A 15468-nucleotide genomic window follows, 5' to 3' on the forward strand; every position below is an offset into this window, starting at 1 on the left:
CTGCCTGCCGACGGTCAGGGCGTAACGCCGGCCAGCTCTATCTCACCCGCGGCCCGACCACTTTCAGCCGCTCCGCTGCATATTTCCCCGCCGGGCTGTCCGGCGCCGTTTCCACGAGCCGTTGATACGTTTCCGCGGCCGCCTTCCACTTCTTCGCCTGTTCCGCGTCGCGAGCCGGAGCCACCAGCCTGGCCTGCTCCAGCAGCGGTTTTCGGTCAGCATGCTCCTCGATCCCCTTCAGAGCTGCCGCAATCGGCGCCTTCGCAGCCTCGTAGGTCCCGAATTCTCGCTCCAGATCCAGGAACGCCAGCACCCCGTCGAACGCGGCGTCCCCGTCGGAAAGCTGCTTCTCGGCGGCCTCGATCCGTCGCGTCGCCTCGGCCACCAACTCTTCGCCGAGCCGGTCGAACAGCAGCGCGGCGGCCGCATAGCTGCCGGTGCCGTGATGGTCCTGAACGAGGGTCGCCAGCTTTGCGAAGTCCTTGCGCTTATGCGCCTGCTCGGCGAGCCTGGCGTCCCGGACGAGAGCCTTCATAGTCTTGTCGTCGAGCAGCTTGCCGGATTGATCGAGCTGCTTCGTGAGGAACCCCTGCAGATCGCGCGGCTTGCCGGCATCGCTGTAGAGCAGTTTGCCGTCGGCGCGGACGAAAAACACCGCGGGGATGCCGCTCTCTTCGAACTGGAACGTCTGTCGCAGGTCGGGCCAGTCGCGCGAGGCCGTGTCGACTTTGACCACAAACATCTGGTTCACCAGCGGCTGGAGCGCCGGATCCGACGCCAGCTCCTGCGACATTTCCCGGCAATAGATGCAGTCGACGCTGCCGGCGATGATCAGCGCCGGCTTGCCGGTGGCCTGCATGTTCAGAAACAGCGGCGAAACCGCCGGCTTGCCCCCCTTGCGCACCTGGGCTGATGCTGGTTGCGCACCCATCAGCAGTCCCGCGATCGCCAGCCCCAGTAGTCCGCACCTCATGGCAGTCTCCCGACCGATGGAAACAAATATCCAGTTCCGATGAATATGCCATCGACGTTGCATCTGTGCAAGACTTTCGATCCGCCATTCGGATCTGCCATTGAGCAACGTCGTTCTCGACGTGGGCGATCCTGTCGTCCGATGTTGCGCCTCGCCCCCTTGCGTCACATCGCACCACGCATCAGGATAGTCGCATCTCTTCTTTCTGATTCGACTCCTTTCGATGAGCTTCCGTGATGTCCACTCCTGCCCCGTCCCGTCGTGAGTTCCTGGAACGCCTGACCCTCGGTTCGACCGCCCTGGCCGGCATGGGGCTCGCGGGATGCGCCGGTCAGCCTGCTGGGGAAGCCGTCACCGGTTCTGGCGGCGGCCAGAAGCCCCTCAGGGCCTGCTTTTCGAACGCCGGGCTGCAGAGTACCTGGTGTACCCAGGGAAAGCGGACGGCGGAGCTGTGGGGCAAGCTGCTCAATGTCGAAATCGAATGGGTCGACGGCGAATTCGACCCCGAACGGCAGCGGAACAAGATCGACCTGATCGCCGGGCAGAACTTCGATTTCTGCTGCTTCCAGGCGGTGCAGATCGACTCGCTTGTCGAGCCGGTCAAGCAGCTCAAGGAACGGGGGATTCCGGTCATTTCGATGGATACGCTCGTCGTCGAAATGAGCAAGATGCGCGACGTCGGCGTCTGGTGCGAAGTGATGCCCGACCACGTGAAGATGGCCGAAATGAGCGCCGGCTACATGCTGCAGAAGATCGGCGGCAAGGGGAAAGTGATCCACATCGGAGGGCTGAGCGCGCACAGCGGCGCCAAGGACCGCGACCAGGGCTTCCGGAATGTCGTCGCGAAGTACCCCGAGGTCGAAGTGGTCGGCGGCGGCGTCCGCTGGTGCGACTGGAAGAAGGAAAAGGCCCGCGAAACGTTCGAAGCGCTGCTGCAGCAGGAGACGACGCCGATCGCCGGCGCCTTCTTTCACAGCGACGACATGGCCCTGGGCTGCATTCCGTCGCTGAAGAATTCGATCCACAAAGACATGGTCGTGGCCGCCGTCGACGGACAGAAGGAAGGCCTCGACGCGATCAAGTCGGGCGATCTCGCCTCGACCGCCGTCAATCCGGTCTGCCTGATTCACCAGATGGCCCTGATCGTCGGCCAGTTCATCGTCCGCAACAAGGAGGCGATCGAGACCGTGCCCGAGGTGATCATCACCCCCGGTCCGCTGGTCACCCGCGACGACCAGCAGACGCTCGACGCGATGTATTACCTCTCGGCGGACGCTCACTGTCTGGTGTAGAATTGCGGCGTGTCCTTTTGTGGAGAAGCAGCGTGCCGCCAGTGCAAAGCTCGGAAAAAAACAATCCCGTGATCGACGAAGCCAGGCCGCAGAAAGTCTCTCGCTGGGCGGCGATCGCCGGCCGGTGGAAGTTCCATGCGGGCGAAGCCGTGTACGGAGAAAGTCCGTTAAGTACGGCTGAGGCAACATTTGAACCACCGGGAATGGGGGCAGAGTTTGGGATCGCACTGGCCTCAGGGACATTTCGCGACGGACGAATCCGAACTGTCGTCCGGTTGAGCCGTTGCCGCGGCACGACGGCGGGTATTCTGTTCGGCTTTCGGAATCGGGGCGAACGCTATTATGCAGCCGGTCTTGGGGGATTCGACCGCGGCTATGGAATTCTGAGCTTTGATCCCGGAGTTGGCTGGCGATCGGTCACTGCCGAAGGTTCGATTGCCAATTTGTCAGAGAACGAAGATTACACGATGACGCTGAGCTTGGCCGGCCAGTCGGCGACTCTCACCGTTAATGGCGTTGATGTGATTTCCCAGTACATCCTTCCGGAACCGCTGGAGGGGGCTGGGTTCGGGCTCTTCGCGTTTGGTTCGGCCCCCATGACCTTCCGGGACACCGAGGTCTCCAGGAGACAGCCGCAGGTCTTCGTGGTGATGCCCTTCAAAGAGCCGTTCGATACGTTCTACAACAAGGTGATCCAGCGAGTTGCCAAGGCCGAAAAGTTCGACGTGAAGCGAGTCGATGAAATCCAGGGCCCAGGAAACATCCTTGAAGACATCCGTCGACAGATTCAGGAAGCTCACGTCATTGTTGCGGAAATCAGTTCGCCGAATCCCAATGTGTTCTACGAGGTCGGTTACGCGCACGCGTTGAATAAACCCGTGATTCTGCTGGCTCGTCGGGCCGATGTCGATCAACTGCCGTTCGACCTCCGTCCCTATCGGGTGATCTTCTACGACGACACGATCGGTGGGAAAAGTGAAGTCGAGCGTGCCTTGAAACTGCATCTGCGGGCCGTCCTCTATGACAAATAGTCCGTCGTCAGCGGAAGCGCGACCCCTGCTCGACTGTCAGGCCATCACCGTCCGCTACAGCGGCGTGCCGGCGCTGCAGGACGTCGACTGGGATGTCCGTCCGGGCGAAGTTCACGGCCTCGTCGGCTGTAACGGCGCCGGCAAGAGCACGCTGATGAAAGTCCTCGCAGGCGCGGTGCCGCATTACGAAGGGCAGATCCGCGTCGACAGCCGCGAAGTCCGGCTGGAGTCGCCGCGCGATTCGCTGAAGCTCGGCATCGCGATGGTCTATCAGGAGCTGTCGGGTATCGGGCAGCTTTCCGTGGCGGAGAATCTCTGTCTCGGCCGGCAGCCGCTGAACCGCTGGGGGACGGTCGACTGGTCTGCGATGCGCCGCCGGGCGGAAGAGTGCCTGGCCGAGCTGCAGATTCAAATCGACGTCCGGCGGCGGCTCGATTCCTATCCTCTGGTGATCCGCCAGATGGTCGAGATTGCCCGCGGCCTTCACAGCGGCGCGCGGATTCTGATTCTGGATGAGCCGACCAGCGCGCTCAGCCTGCCGGAAGCCCGCCGGCTGTTCGAACTGATGGACCGGCTGCGGCAGCGCGGCGTGGCGATGGTGTTTATCAGCCATTTTCTCGAAGACGTCCTCGCCGTCTGCGACCGCGTCACCACGTTGCGCGACGGTCGGCAGGTCGATACGCAGCCGGCCAGTGCGCTGACCCGGCATGCGATCATCGAACGGATGGTTGGCAAAGAGGGGGACGCCGCGAATGAAGAAACGGTCGAAGCCACGTTGCCCTCCCCGTCGGCGGCAGCCAGTCGCCTGGACGTGCAGCACTTCTCACGCTCAGGCCTGTTTGATGACGTGTCCCTCAGTGTGAAAGCCGGCGAATGCCTCGGACTCTACGGCTTCGTGGGAGCCGGCCATCAGGAACTGGTGCAGGCCCTGGCGGGAGCCGTGACTCCCGAATCGGGGCAGCTTCAGCTCGACGGCCAGAAACTCCGTACGGGAGATGTTCCGGCGGCGGTCCGGTCCGGCGTGGTGCTGGTGGCGGCCGATCGGGGCCGAACGGTCGCCCGGCATGCGCCGGTGGCTCACAATGCGACTCTGGCACACCTGTCGCGCACGCTGGGGCGCTGGATCACCCGTCGCCAGGAATACGTCGCCTGCCGGCCGCTGCTGGAGCGGGTCGGCTGCCGACCGCCGAACCCGGCGCTGAAAGCCGGTTTGCTTTCGGGGGGGAATCAGCAGAAGGTGGTTTTTGCCAAGTGGCTGCTGGGGCCGATCCGCGTGCTGCTGCTGGAAGAGCCGACGCGCGGCATGGACGTCCATGCCAAATCCGAAGTGATGCAGCTCGCTGCCGAGCAGCAGCGGAGTGGGGCGGCGGTCATCCTGGCGTCGACCGAACCCGAACTGCTGCTGGCCCACGCAGACCGGATCCTGACGATGTCGCGCGGCCGGATCACGCGCGAATTCCATTCGGGCAAAGTGACGCGGCAGGATCTGCTGCATGCGGCGGAGTTATCGTAAGACAAGACGAAGAGGATTCACCGCGGAGACGCGGAGGACGCGGAGAAAGGCCTGAGATGAGAAAGAATTCCGGAAAGTGAAAAGTGAGTATTGAGTAGTGATGAGTGCAAAGTCACGGAGAGTGCCATCCACCGTTTAGCGACATCGCTTCCATTTTGCACGACTCACTCATCACGACTCACTTTTCGCTCTACTGAGTCTTCTGAGTCATTTCTCCGCGACCTCTGCGTCTCCGCGATGAAACTTCCCGATTGACATTTCCATAGCCTCTCGAGGACGGCATGACAGCCTCTGCGAAGACTCCCGAGCTGCCTTTGCAGCGGCGTTATGACATCGCCGACTTTGCGCCCTTCATCACGCTGGCGGTGCTGATGGTCCTGTTCAGCGTGGTGGCGGAGAATTTTCTTTCGCTGCGCACGCTGACGATCATGCTGCAGCAGGGGGCCGTGCTGGCGATCGTCGCTACCGGGCTGACGTTCGTCCTGCTGGCGGCGGAGATCGATCTTTCCGTGGGCATGGTGGCCCTGCTGGCGGCCTGCCTGTGCGGCGTCCTCTGGGAGCAGCCCTGGGCTGCCGGGCCGCAATCGCTGGCTGACGGGCCTCCGCCGGTCGTTTCGCTCTGGACTCTGCTGCGAGTTCTCGTGCCGCCTCTACTGCTGGTGCTCGCGCTTGGGGCCTTGACCGGCGTGCTCACGGTCAGCTCGGGGTTGCCGAGTTTTATCATCTCCCTGGCGATGATGAATATCGCGCTGGGACTGTCTCGCTTTCTGACCGGCAGCCGGAAGTTCTCCGTGCCGCAGCTGCTGCAGGAACTGGGGAACGGCTCCTGGCAGTTGCCGCTCGGCTTCCGGTGCCCGAAGAGCGCCGCCGTGGCCGCGGTCGTGCTGCTGGTTGCGCACCTCGTGCTGCAGCATCTGCGGTTCGGCCGGTTTGTCTACATGACGGGAGGGAATCGGGAAGCCGCCCGGCTGTCGGGTGTTCCCACCAATCGCATCATTGTGGCGTGTCTGTCGATCTCAGCGGTGACAGCGGGGCTGGGGGGCATGCTCAATGCCGGCCGGCTCAACAGCGTGAGCCTCGATCAGAACGCCGACCTGCTGCTCAACGCAGTCGCCTGTGTGGTCCTCGGAGGGACGAGCCTGTTCGGCGGGGAAGGGGGGATCGGCCGGACGCTGATCGGCGTGGCGACCTTCATGGTGCTGCAGGTCGGGCTGAATCTGATCAACGTTGTCCGGCTGGTGAAGTCCTGGCCCCTCTCGCCGGCATGGAAGGAGTGGGCGCTGCAGTCGTCGGTGGTGACGCAGTTCGACATGCTCCGACCCTTCCTGCTCGGCGTGGCCCTGCTGCTGGCGCTGGTGATTCAGGGACGATTACTGGCCCGGCGAAGAGGATGACGGAGTGGAAAGCGGTGGACTGAGAGCGGAAAGCCGGAGAGAAGAGCGAGGCGGAGCCTCGCGAAGAGGCGATCCCAGGCGGAGCCTGGGATCGAGCAGGGAATTCAGCGACGGCTGACAAATCGCCAAGAACAAATCACCAAAGACCAATGATAAGAGAGCCCCGGCGATCCTGGGGATCGCCGGGGCTCTCTGCTCAGTGGAGCTGGCCCGCACCTGCTGGACGGTTTGTCTTACTTGGCTTTCTTCTTTCCCTTGGCGGGCTTGAGCTTGGCTTTCTGGTCGTCAGTCAGGAAGCTGTGCAGCTTCTCCTTGATCTTGCCCTGGTAGGCGGCGACTTCCTTCTGCGCCGCGTCCCATTCCTTCTTCTGAGCTTCGGTCAGCTTCAGGGCGGCGTCGACAGCGGCCTTGGCGTCTTTGCCCTTAAGGCCGTCCGCCTTGTTCTTGGCGCCGACTTCCTTGCGGGCGGCTTTCTGCTCGGCCGTCAGGATGTCGCTCTGCTTCTTCATCAGTGCCTGCAGACCCGGACCCAGCTCCTTCTTGAGGGCGGCGACTTTCTCCTGCTGCTCCGCGGTCAGTTCGATTTCCTTGGGGAGCTGGAACGCCTGGGCGGCCGGTCCCTGCAGTTCGCCCTTCTTCTTTTTGCCCTTCTCCTGGGCCACACCCGGAACGGCCAGTGCGCACACCAGACCGAACGCCACGACGCCACTCAACAGCTTGCTCATCCGAAGTCTCTCCTGGAAAAATGTCCGATCACCGCTAAAAAGAAGCTCTGAATACCTTCGAAGCCATTTCACCTCAGCAATAGGCAGCCCTGCCTGAGTCAAGGAGAAACGCAGAAGTTGTGAATCTCCGGGGCTTCGCGAAGCCGCTCCAGCCCCGGTCACCCGTCTGCGCGAATGTCCCCTGAATCTGCGCTTACGCGAACAGCTCGGGAATCACGTTGCCGTCTCGCACAATCATCACCGGCCGCCCGATGTTCGTTTGGTATTCCTTCTTCGGATCGATGCCCAGATTGTGGTAGAACGAAGCCGCCACATCATCCGGCGAATGCCCGTCGCCGACCGGCCCAAGCCCCTTCTCGTCGCTGGCGCCGATGACCCGGCCCGGCTTCACGCCGCCGCCCGCCATCAGCATGAACATCGCCCGCGCGTAGTGGTCGCGTCCGACCCGCTGCGTGTTGATCTTCGGCGTCCGGCCGAATTCGCCCGTTACGAAGACGGCGGTCGATTCCAGCAGACCTTTCTGGTGCAGGCCGTTCAGCAGGGCCGACAGCCCGGCGTCGAGCGGCGGCAGCAGGTTGTTCTTCAGCCGCGTCCAGCCGTCGTTGTGAGTATCCCAGCCGCCGTTCTGGATCGTGACAAACCGCACGCCCGATTCCACCAGCCGGCTGGCCAGCAGGCAGCTCTGACCGAACGGCGTGTCGCCGAACTGCTCGGCAAACGACGGGGATTCGAGGGCCGTGTTGAAGGCATCCCGCGCCCGCCGGGACGTGATGATGGTATGGGCCTGCTCCGAGAACCGGTCCAGACCATCCAGAAGCTGGCTGTCCTTCTCAACGGCCCGGAAAGTCTGGTCCAGATCGCTCAGCAGATTCTGCCGCCGTTCAACTTCCGTGACCGTCAGGCCACCGCCGAGCGAAACGCCGCGGACGCTGTAGGGCTGGCCCGCCTTCGGCGTCGAACCGGTGCTCAGCGCGGCGTAACGAACCCCCAGGTAGCCGGTCTTCTGGGCGGTATTGGGAATCGCCACGTTGGCCGGCAGCTCTTCCGGCCCGCCCAGTTCTTTGCTGATGACCGCGCCATAGCCGGGGAATTCGAGCGAGGGAATCGGCCGGTTACCGGTATTCACATATTGCGAGCCCAGTTCGTGAGCCGCCAGCGAATGCGTAATGCCGCGCAGGATGACGAACTTGTCCATGCTCTGGGCAAGCTTGGGCAGGTGCTCGGAGATTTCGATTCCAGGGATGTTGGTCTGGATCGGGTTGAATTCGCCCCGATACTCCGACGGAGAGTTCGGCTTCATGTCGAACGTGTCGAGGTGCGTCGGCCCCCCCGCGAGATTGATGAAGATCGCCGACTTCGCCTTCGCGCCGGTCGCTTCCGCCGCCTGCGACCATTGCAGGTAATTGGCCAGCGTCACTGCCGAAGTTCCCAGAACACCCACGCGGAGGAAATCCCGCCGCTGCATCCCATCACAGGTCCGGTGCACCGCCATGAGTCAGGATCCTTTCTGAAGTTCGACGGGGAGCTGACCCCGCCCGCTGTTGTCTGTCGAAAATGATTTCTGGAGTCGAGTGTCTCGGGTTCCGTGCAGGCTGCAAGCGACAGGTTCGCCGGTCATCAGTGATTGACCACGAATTCTTTGGTATTGAGCAGCGCCCACAACAGATCCCGAGTGGCCACTGCCAGATCGCCGTTCTCGTGGAAGTACGCCGCCGCCCGCTTGGCTTCGTCATCCACCGGCGGGCGATTCAGCGTCCGCAGGTAAGCCTGGTTCACGATCGAGGCGATCTGCGCTTCGTCGCGGACGGCCACCTTCTCGTCGTCGGCCTTCTCGGCAATTTTCCGCAGCTCCGCCGCCCGCTTCTTCGCGGCCGCCAGTTCCTGCTCGGCCTGTTTGACCAGCTCGTCCTTCCCGTTAGCCTTCGCCTTCTTCAGGCGGTTCTCCATCCGATCGACGACCCGCTCGGCGTTGCGCCGCGCGGTGGCGGATTCCTCCTCCAAATCGGCGGCGGCCGACGAACCCCGGACCATCTGATCGACCCAGCCTCCCTTGCGGCTGATCATCGTCAGCAGTTCCTGGTCGTTCTTCAGGTAGACCGTCTGCAGCAGGCTGGGCTCCATCGAGCGGTCGCAGTCGCAGTTGCTCTCGCGGATCGACCGGCCGAACACGGTCAGGGCGTAATTCGCGTTGCCACGGCCCTGCGGCGAAACGATCGGATCGGCGACAGCCCGCCCCTTCACGCTGGACTGCAACTTGGCCGCCTCTTCGTCGCTGGCCGTCGCGACACGGATCGCGTCGTAAGTCACCTCGGCCGGAATCCGCCGGGGAACCGCCCGGGCGAAGTTCCGTTCGTCGAGCCGATTCGTCTCGTTCGTCTGCCAGCTCAACTGGTAGGTCCGGCTGTTGGCGATTTCCCGGTGCAGCCACTTCATGTCGTAGCCGTGCGCCTGGAACTGATCCGCCAGATAATCCAGCAGGGCTTCGTTGCTGGGCGGATTGGCCAGGCTCAAATCGTCCGGCGGTTCGACGATCCCGACGTTGAAGTACCCGGCCCAGACCCGGTTCACGATAGCCCGGGCGAAGTAGGGGTTGGCGTCGTCCCGCATCCAGTCCATCAGCGCTTGCCGGGGATCCTCCATTTCGTCAATCTTGATCTCGTCGCCCCCCAGGACCGTAGCCGTCCGACCTGCGACCAGTTGCGGCCGTTTCTTATTCTTGTCCTTCTTCGCGTCCGCCCGTCGGTTCGGATTCTGCGGAGCGGGGATGAACGTCTCCCGGTACGGAACCGTCTTGCCCTGATTGACGAGCTTGATCAATTCGTTGGCCTGCTGATTGGCGTTCTGGTTCTTCGTATCAACTCCCAGATCAGCCATCATCTTCTGCTCGTCATCGCGAGTGCCCGGTGCGGAACCGTACGTGACGCGGGCGAAGAATCCTTCGAACCTGTCAAAGTCGTCCTTGGTCCATTGATCGAACGGATGCTTGTGGCACTGGGCGCACTGGATCCGCACCCCCAGGAACGAATAGGCAAATCCCAACGCCCGCTCTTCGGTGGACCTGAAATTCGACCGGCTCCAGTAATACGGCAGATAGGGCTGATCGGCGAACGAGGCCTCGCCCTCCTTGTGCTGATAGCTGCTCATCCGCTTGCAGTAGTCCTCGTACGACTCGTCGTCGAGCCGGCTGCGGGCCAGCACGATCCCTTCGACGATCTCGTCATACGGCATGTTCTTCTCGAACCGGACCCGGACCCATTCGTACCAGGCCTGCGACGCAACCGTCCGACGGTCCGGACCATTGTTCTGGTTGTAACGCTCGTTATTTCCCGTCCAGTCGCAGAACTTCGTCGCCCACCAGGCGGCGTAGCCGGGACGTTCCAGCAGCTCGTCGATCTTCTTGGCTCGCTTGTCGGCCGATGCGTCCGCCAGAAACGCCGTCGTCTCGACCGCCGTCGGCAGCGTGCCAGTCATGTCCAGCGACACGCGTCGCAGGAAGTCGGCGTCGCTGTTCAGTTCCGACGGGACTTCCCCCAGCTTCTTCAGCTTCTCGACGACCAGCTCGTCGATCTTCGTCGGTGTCGGCACGCTGGGATAATTCGGCCCAATCTTGTCGGACACCGGATGAATCACCGGAATCGGCACGACCCCATTGTCGTAGAAGGCGACGACATGCGAATCCCCCGGCCCCGTCGCAGTCACCTTGCCGGACTGTTCGATCGTCGCCACCTGGTCATTGTTGCTCTGGAACCGGCACAGCGGCGTCACATCTTCCCGCGTTCCGTCCGACCAGACGGCGATCGCCTTGAGCTGCCAGGTGTCGCCCCGCTGTTTCGCCACCAGTTCGCCGGGCGTGACTTCCAGCTTCACGAACTCTGCGGTCTTGTCCGTGACGCCGACGGCGCCGTCCTCCAGCCACTTCCGCATCACGCGATACTGCCAGGTCCCCTTTTCGAGCCGGGTGCCCCCCTCGTGAGGAATTTCCTGCAGCGGCTTGGTGAGGACCAGGCTCTGAACCGGCTCGGCCTTGTTGATCCGCGGCTCATCGCCGGCCAGCAGGTTCTCGTGGTCGGCTTTGAAGTCGTATCCGAACAGAGACAGGCGGAATCCCCCCTGTCCCTGGAACGACCCGTGGCAGGCCCGGCCGTTGCAGCCCAGTTTCCCCATCAGCGGAACGACATGCTGCCGGAAGTCGGGCTGCTCCTTCACCGCGTCGTCGCCGTACCGCGTGTCGATCGGCGCCCGTTCGTCAGCCCCCGGCAGGTTCGTTGCCGCCGCCATCAGGAAGGCGATCGACCAAGTGCATCGCATGTTCATATTCTGCAAATCCTTGCACACCGCGTTCAGACTGCTGCATTCAGACCTGGGACGAGAGAACGACGCGCAGAGCGGCCCGTCTATTCTCTCACTTCCGCCCTTTTTCCGGTTCGGCCCCCGCGGGCTTGGCCACTGCGGAGCTGGCTCCCCCCTTGCTCCCCTTCGGCTTCGTCTTGGCCCGCGCCTGCGCGGCCGGGATCCCCTTCTTTAGGCTCGCCAACTCCCGGTCGACGGCCCCGTCGGGGTTCTTCTCGGCATCCGCGAGAAGGCTCCGGATCTTGTCCAGGCGTTTCTCGATTCGATCCCGCTCCGTTCTCAGAAGTTGCAGTCGCAGGTCCTGGCGCTCCCGGACCATCGCACGTAACTCCGATTCGAGCTGCGGATCGTCATTCATCGCCATTCGCGCCAAAGTCAGCCGGATTCGCGAGGTCAGCTTCCACTCGTTCAGTTCCGCTTCGTAACGCTCCGGCTGCCGCTCGCGATTCTTCTCCAGCCGGTCCCGCGTCCGGTCCAGCTCGGCGACCGCGTCGGCATACTCCCTCGGAGCGTTCTCCTGAAGCTGTTTCAGCAGTTTGGCCAGTTCCGGGTGGTGTTCTTCGGCGAACTTGCGCGCCGCCCGCTCCCGGTCGGACGGCAATGTCGTCGCCGTCTCACGCCGGGCGGTCTCCTTTTTCGCCTTTTCCTTCTCCGGCGACTTCTTTTCTGGCGATTTGCCGCCCGGAGACTTGGACGATTCTTGCGCCGTCAGCCCCGGCGGGACCGCCGTCAGACACGCCAGCAGAATGAGCCAGAGGAGACGTTGCACGAATCAGTTCTCCTGCACGGGATCTTCCGTCGCGCCGCCAGCCTCCAGCGACACCGCCGCCATCAGCCAGTTCGGGACGTCATCCCAGACGTCCTGTTCCTCTTCGTTCCAGCGGTCGCTCCCCGATACGGATTCGGGGCGGGCGTCTCGCCACCGCGAAACCAGTTCCAGAGCCCGCTGCGGTGCCACCGCGGCCATCTCTTCCGGCGATTCCGTTGCGGTGCGCGGCGCCAGACAGACGACTGCTCCCGCGGCGGCCGTGGCCGCCAGTCCATACGCCAGGCGTCGCCAGCCTCGGCGGGAAGTCGAACGCTCGACGCGCACAGCCCGGCCGGTGCGAAGGACGGTGACAAGCTGCACCGCCCGCGCCAGCGCCGCCCCTGCCTCTTCGTCGTCGGCCAACCGGGCCTCAAACGCCTCGACGGCCTCCGCGCCGAGCTCTCCCAGCACATACTGCTGAGCCAGCCAGTTCAGATCCTCGATGGAATCGGTCATCGCCTTGGTCTCCCGCCTGCAGGGCCAGTCTCCGGCCCCGCTATTCGTCCCGCAATCGCTGCTGCAGTTTGCTCAGAGCCAGACGCATTCGCGTCAGCACCGTTCCGATCGGGAGTTGCAGATCCCCGGCGATCTGGGCAAACGTCTTCTCTTCGTAAATCCGCTGTTCCACAACCCGTCGCTGTTCCGCCGGCAGGGTCGCCAGCGCCTGCCGCACGCGATCCGCCTCTTCAGATCGCACCAGACCGGCCCAAGGGACCCCGTCTTCGTGTTGTTTGGCATCCGGAGCGACTTTCCGCAGCCCTCGCTCCTGAACTCCTGTCCGCCGTCGCCAGAGCATTGTCTCGTTATAGGCAACCCGGAACAGCCAGCCCCGGATCGATTCGTCGCGTGCGGTATGGCCGGCTTCCACCAGCCGACCGAACGTCACCTGCAGCAGTTCTTCCGCCTGTTCGCCGTTGCGGGTCAGCCCCCACAGAAAGGCCCGGACTTCGCCCGACCACAGGTCGTGCAGTTCCCGAACTCGTTGTGGGGTCAGACGTTCTGGCGCACCGGCAGCGGGCTCGTCCGGCAGACCGCAGTCTGATTCCGTCAAGGCTCGCTCCCGTGGTGTGCGTCTGACATCGAGAACGATGCGGCCGGCAACCGGATTATTCTCCGGAAGTCCGACCCGTCGGCAGTTTCTCAACGAAGCCGCCCGTCATCGTCCGCGGAACGCCACGACTCCGCCAGCGGGAGTCTCAGTCCAAGATAAAGAAGCGAGAAAATGGAATCCCGAGCAGCAATCGGCCAGTGCACGCCACGGATCGCTTGTTGCGGATCGCGGATCGCCAGAAAACGGCCGCCTCAGCCTTTCCGACTCTCAACTCTCAACTCTCAACTCTCACTCCGACTGAGCCTTCAGCAGGTCGCGGATTTCCATCAGCAACTTTTCCTGCGGCGGCATTTCGGCCGGCTTGGGAGGCTCTTCGGCCTTCTTCGCATTCAGTCGGTTCATCCCTTTGATCAGCAGGAAAATGCAGAACGCGATGATCAGAAAATCGAATGTCGTCTGCAGAAAGTTGCCGTACGTGATGGCCGTCTCCGGCAGCGTGGCGGTCATCATTTCCCCCGGTTTCTCCGGGTTCGGCACGGGAACGCCGATCTTCGGCAACGTGTACTTCAGATCCCGAAAGTTGACGCCGCCAATCAGATAGCCGATCGGCGGCATGATCACGTCGGCGACAACCGAGTTAACGATCTTGCCGAAGGCGGCCCCCATGATCACGCCGACCGCCATGTCCATGACGTTTCCGCGTTGAATGAACTGGCGAAACTCCGAGATCATCCCCATGGTTCTGCTCCGTTTTCTGCTCTGTGCCCGACCTGGCTCGGTCCCGAACCGCTGCGACGGCAGCGATCATTTCTTCCAGATTGAACGCCGGCTGGCCATCCCGCGCCAAGACCCTATTGTTGAGTGCGATTCGAGTTGCCGGCCGCCAGCGGATGCGTCGGCCCGGCGAGCGCTTCGAGTTGCTCCGTCAGCACGCGAATGTTATTCCGCTCCAGGTCCACGTCGACATTCGACAGCTCCAGGCACAGCGGAACGACCAGTTCGCAATCTCCGCCATCCGCGCTCGCCGCCGGGCTGGGCGTTCCCGACCGGGCCGTTGCCGCCACGAGCGTCCCGCCGACGGGCTGCAGCAGTTCCGGAGCGACGAATGTTACTAGCGGCAGCCGTCCCAGCACCTGCGGTTTGGCGCCGGCCATCGATCCCCTGATCCGGCCGTCAGGTTCAATCAGCACCTGCTCGACTCCTTCGGGGATGAGAATCTCGGGCTGCAGCGTGGCTCGCCCCGCAGAAGCCACCGTCGCCAGGCGCCGGTCGCCATTGATCAGCAGCGCGCCGCACCGGGTAAATCGCTCCGCTCCATCGATTCGAACGGCCAGCCAGGCGGATTCCGCCAGAGCGATGTCGAGCGGACGCCCGGTTTCTTCGACGTCTCCCGGCGAAACGTCCAGCACCGGCGGCGCCAGCTCAATTCCCGGCTGGATCGATTCTCCGGAGCTCGTCCGATCGACCAGCAGCACACGCACCCGGCGGAACCCCGGCGTCATACTGTTGAGTAAGTTGTGCCGGTGCCACTGAATCGCTTCTCGCAATGTCTCCGCCGAACTGTCGAGTGAGGCCACCTGACGACCCGGCCGGACCGGCGCAGGCTCTGTGAGGTAGGACGGCGGTCCCGGCGCGAGCGGAGACGGCATTGCCAGTTCGGGCGCAGGCGCGAACAGTGGCGAGTTCTCCTGCGCGGATCCGACCTGGCGTCTGACGTTCAGCATATCCCGCACCATCACTGCGGGCAGCGCCTTGAGCTGGTCGAAGAAGATGTCTCGCTCTTCCTGGGGAGCGTCGCTCAATTCTTGCTCGATGATTGCGCGAATCTGAGCCTCGTCAGCAGGACTCGATCGGGGGGCTAGACGCTGCGGCCGCAGCTCCTGCGGTGAAACGTCGTCGTCCGCCGCTATCCCCTTCAGGGCGCGGTCGCGAAGGGGAACCGCTCGTAACGGAACCGAGAACTCCCCCTTGGGGAGTGCGCCGGGAGGACCGGCAGAGGCGGAACGTCCCCATTGACGATGTCCAGCGACCAGCGCCGCGATCATCAATACGGCGGCGCACCACGACATCCCTGTCCGCATCGAGCCGTCTCCTTCGGCAATCGTCCACATCCGGACGCCGAGCCTCGTGCCCGCAGCGCAATTCCGGAATGCCGGAGACCTTATCGCAAAAAATGACTCCGGACAAGCCGGCCTTGGTCCGACGAAGGTTCCCCGGTTCGCGCCGGGGCGCCCGGGTTGACCTTGACGAAAAATTTCAAGCATGGGAAACATCGATCCACTGTCGCTGTCGCCCGCGACAGGTTGTCTGCCATCCATCGCCAACAGGAAT

The 15468-nt window shown here is 63.2% G+C and carries 13 protein-coding genes; 4 read left to right on the forward strand and 9 right to left on the reverse strand.

The genetic code is table 11. The features are described from left to right. Positions 1-37: 37 nt before the first annotated feature. The gene (locus SH412_RS07675; RefSeq protein ID WP_336522922.1) at positions 38-973 is read right to left on the reverse strand and encodes a thioredoxin family protein; all 936 of its coding nucleotides are present in this window, start codon (positions 971-973) and stop codon (positions 38-40) included. Between the two features lie 236 nt (positions 974-1209). Between SH412_RS07675 and SH412_RS07680 the strand changes: the two genes are divergently transcribed. The 4 genes from SH412_RS07680 to SH412_RS07695 all read left to right on the forward strand — a co-directional run bounded on the left by SH412_RS07680 (position 1210) and on the right by SH412_RS07695 (position 6203). Next, positions 1210-2265: a sugar ABC transporter substrate-binding protein gene (locus SH412_RS07680; RefSeq protein WP_336522923.1), complete on the forward strand. Its 1056-nt coding sequence runs from the start codon at positions 1210-1212 to the stop codon at positions 2263-2265. Positions 2266-2732: 467 nt separating this feature from the next. After that, entirely contained in the window at positions 2733-3296 is a 564-nt protein-coding gene (locus SH412_RS07685) for a TIR domain-containing protein (protein ID WP_336522924.1), read from the forward strand. Further along, positions 3286-4809, forward strand: coding sequence for a sugar ABC transporter ATP-binding protein (locus SH412_RS07690; RefSeq protein WP_336522925.1), 1524 nt, complete (start codon positions 3286-3288; stop codon positions 4807-4809). Before SH412_RS07685 ends, SH412_RS07690 begins: the two co-directional genes overlap by 11 nt. A 281-nt stretch (positions 4810-5090) precedes the next feature. Beyond that, positions 5091-6203: an ABC transporter permease gene (locus SH412_RS07695; RefSeq protein WP_336522926.1), complete on the forward strand. Its 1113-nt coding sequence runs from the start codon at positions 5091-5093 to the stop codon at positions 6201-6203. Between the two features lie 233 nt (positions 6204-6436). On the opposite strand, the gene SH412_RS07700 is transcribed toward SH412_RS07695, so the two are convergent. From SH412_RS07700 to SH412_RS07735, 8 genes are all read right to left on the reverse strand, one after another. Beyond that, positions 6437-6928, reverse strand: a complete 492-nt coding sequence (locus SH412_RS07700; RefSeq protein WP_336522927.1) for a hypothetical protein — start codon at positions 6926-6928, stop codon at positions 6437-6439. Between the two features lie 193 nt (positions 6929-7121). Then, a complete protein-coding gene (locus tag SH412_RS07705) occupies positions 7122-8420 on the reverse strand; it encodes a DUF1501 domain-containing protein (protein ID WP_336522928.1) in 1299 nt (432 codons plus the stop codon). A gap of 125 nt (positions 8421-8545) precedes the next feature. Further along, positions 8546-11236: a DUF1549 domain-containing protein gene (locus SH412_RS07710; RefSeq protein WP_336522929.1), complete on the reverse strand. Its 2691-nt coding sequence runs from the start codon at positions 11234-11236 to the stop codon at positions 8546-8548. Between the two features lie 94 nt (positions 11237-11330). Next, positions 11331-12047 (reverse strand): hypothetical protein, encoded by a 717-nt coding sequence (locus SH412_RS07715; protein WP_336522930.1) that lies wholly within the window; start codon positions 12045-12047, stop codon positions 11331-11333. A gap of 3 nt (positions 12048-12050) precedes the next feature. Continuing rightward, a complete protein-coding gene (locus SH412_RS07720; RefSeq protein WP_336522931.1) occupies positions 12051-12542 on the reverse strand; it encodes a hypothetical protein in 492 nt (163 codons plus the stop codon). A gap of 40 nt (positions 12543-12582) precedes the next feature. Beyond that, positions 12583-13137, reverse strand: a complete 555-nt coding sequence (locus SH412_RS07725) for an RNA polymerase sigma factor (protein WP_336522932.1) — start codon at positions 13135-13137, stop codon at positions 12583-12585. Positions 13138-13425: 288 nt separating this feature from the next. Next, complete coding sequence (gene mscL / locus SH412_RS07730) at positions 13426-13875, reverse strand: large-conductance mechanosensitive channel protein MscL (protein ID WP_336522933.1); 450 nt, start codon at positions 13873-13875, stop codon at positions 13426-13428. Between the two features lie 113 nt (positions 13876-13988). Next, positions 13989-15218 carry a flagellar hook-basal body protein gene (locus SH412_RS07735; RefSeq protein ID WP_336522934.1) on the reverse strand — a complete coding sequence of 410 codons (1230 nt, stop codon included), beginning with the start codon at positions 15216-15218 and terminating at the stop codon, positions 13989-13991. Between the last annotated feature and the right edge of the window lie 250 nt (positions 15219-15468).

This window comes from Planctellipticum variicoloris (assembly GCF_030622045.1).
Taxonomy (GTDB): domain Bacteria; phylum Planctomycetota; class Planctomycetia; order Planctomycetales; family Planctomycetaceae; genus Planctellipticum; species Planctellipticum variicoloris.

Coding starts and splice junctions, on each gene's coding strand:
- SH412_RS07675 (WP_336522922.1), bottom strand. CDS start 973: ATGAGGTGCGGACTACTGGGGCTGGCGATCGCGGGACTGCTGATGGGT.
- SH412_RS07680 (WP_336522923.1), top strand. CDS start 1,210: ATGTCCACTCCTGCCCCGTCCCGTCGTGAGTTCCTGGAACGCCTGACC.
- SH412_RS07685 (WP_336522924.1), top strand. CDS start 2,733: ATGACGCTGAGCTTGGCCGGCCAGTCGGCGACTCTCACCGTTAATGGC.
- SH412_RS07690 (WP_336522925.1), top strand. CDS start 3,286: ATGACAAATAGTCCGTCGTCAGCGGAAGCGCGACCCCTGCTCGACTGT.
- SH412_RS07695 (WP_336522926.1), top strand. CDS start 5,091: ATGACAGCCTCTGCGAAGACTCCCGAGCTGCCTTTGCAGCGGCGTTAT.
- SH412_RS07700 (WP_336522927.1), bottom strand. CDS start 6,928: ATGAGCAAGCTGTTGAGTGGCGTCGTGGCGTTCGGTCTGGTGTGCGCA.
- SH412_RS07705 (WP_336522928.1), bottom strand. CDS start 8,420: ATGGCGGTGCACCGGACCTGTGATGGGATGCAGCGGCGGGATTTCCTC.
- SH412_RS07710 (WP_336522929.1), bottom strand. CDS start 11,236: ATGCGATGCACTTGGTCGATCGCCTTCCTGATGGCGGCGGCAACGAAC.
- SH412_RS07720 (WP_336522931.1), bottom strand. CDS start 12,542: ATGACCGATTCCATCGAGGATCTGAACTGGCTGGCTCAGCAGTATGTG.
- mscL (WP_336522933.1), bottom strand. CDS start 13,875: ATGGGGATGATCTCGGAGTTTCGCCAGTTCATTCAACGCGGAAACGTC.
- SH412_RS07735 (WP_336522934.1), bottom strand. CDS start 15,218: ATGCGGACAGGGATGTCGTGGTGCGCCGCCGTATTGATGATCGCGGCG.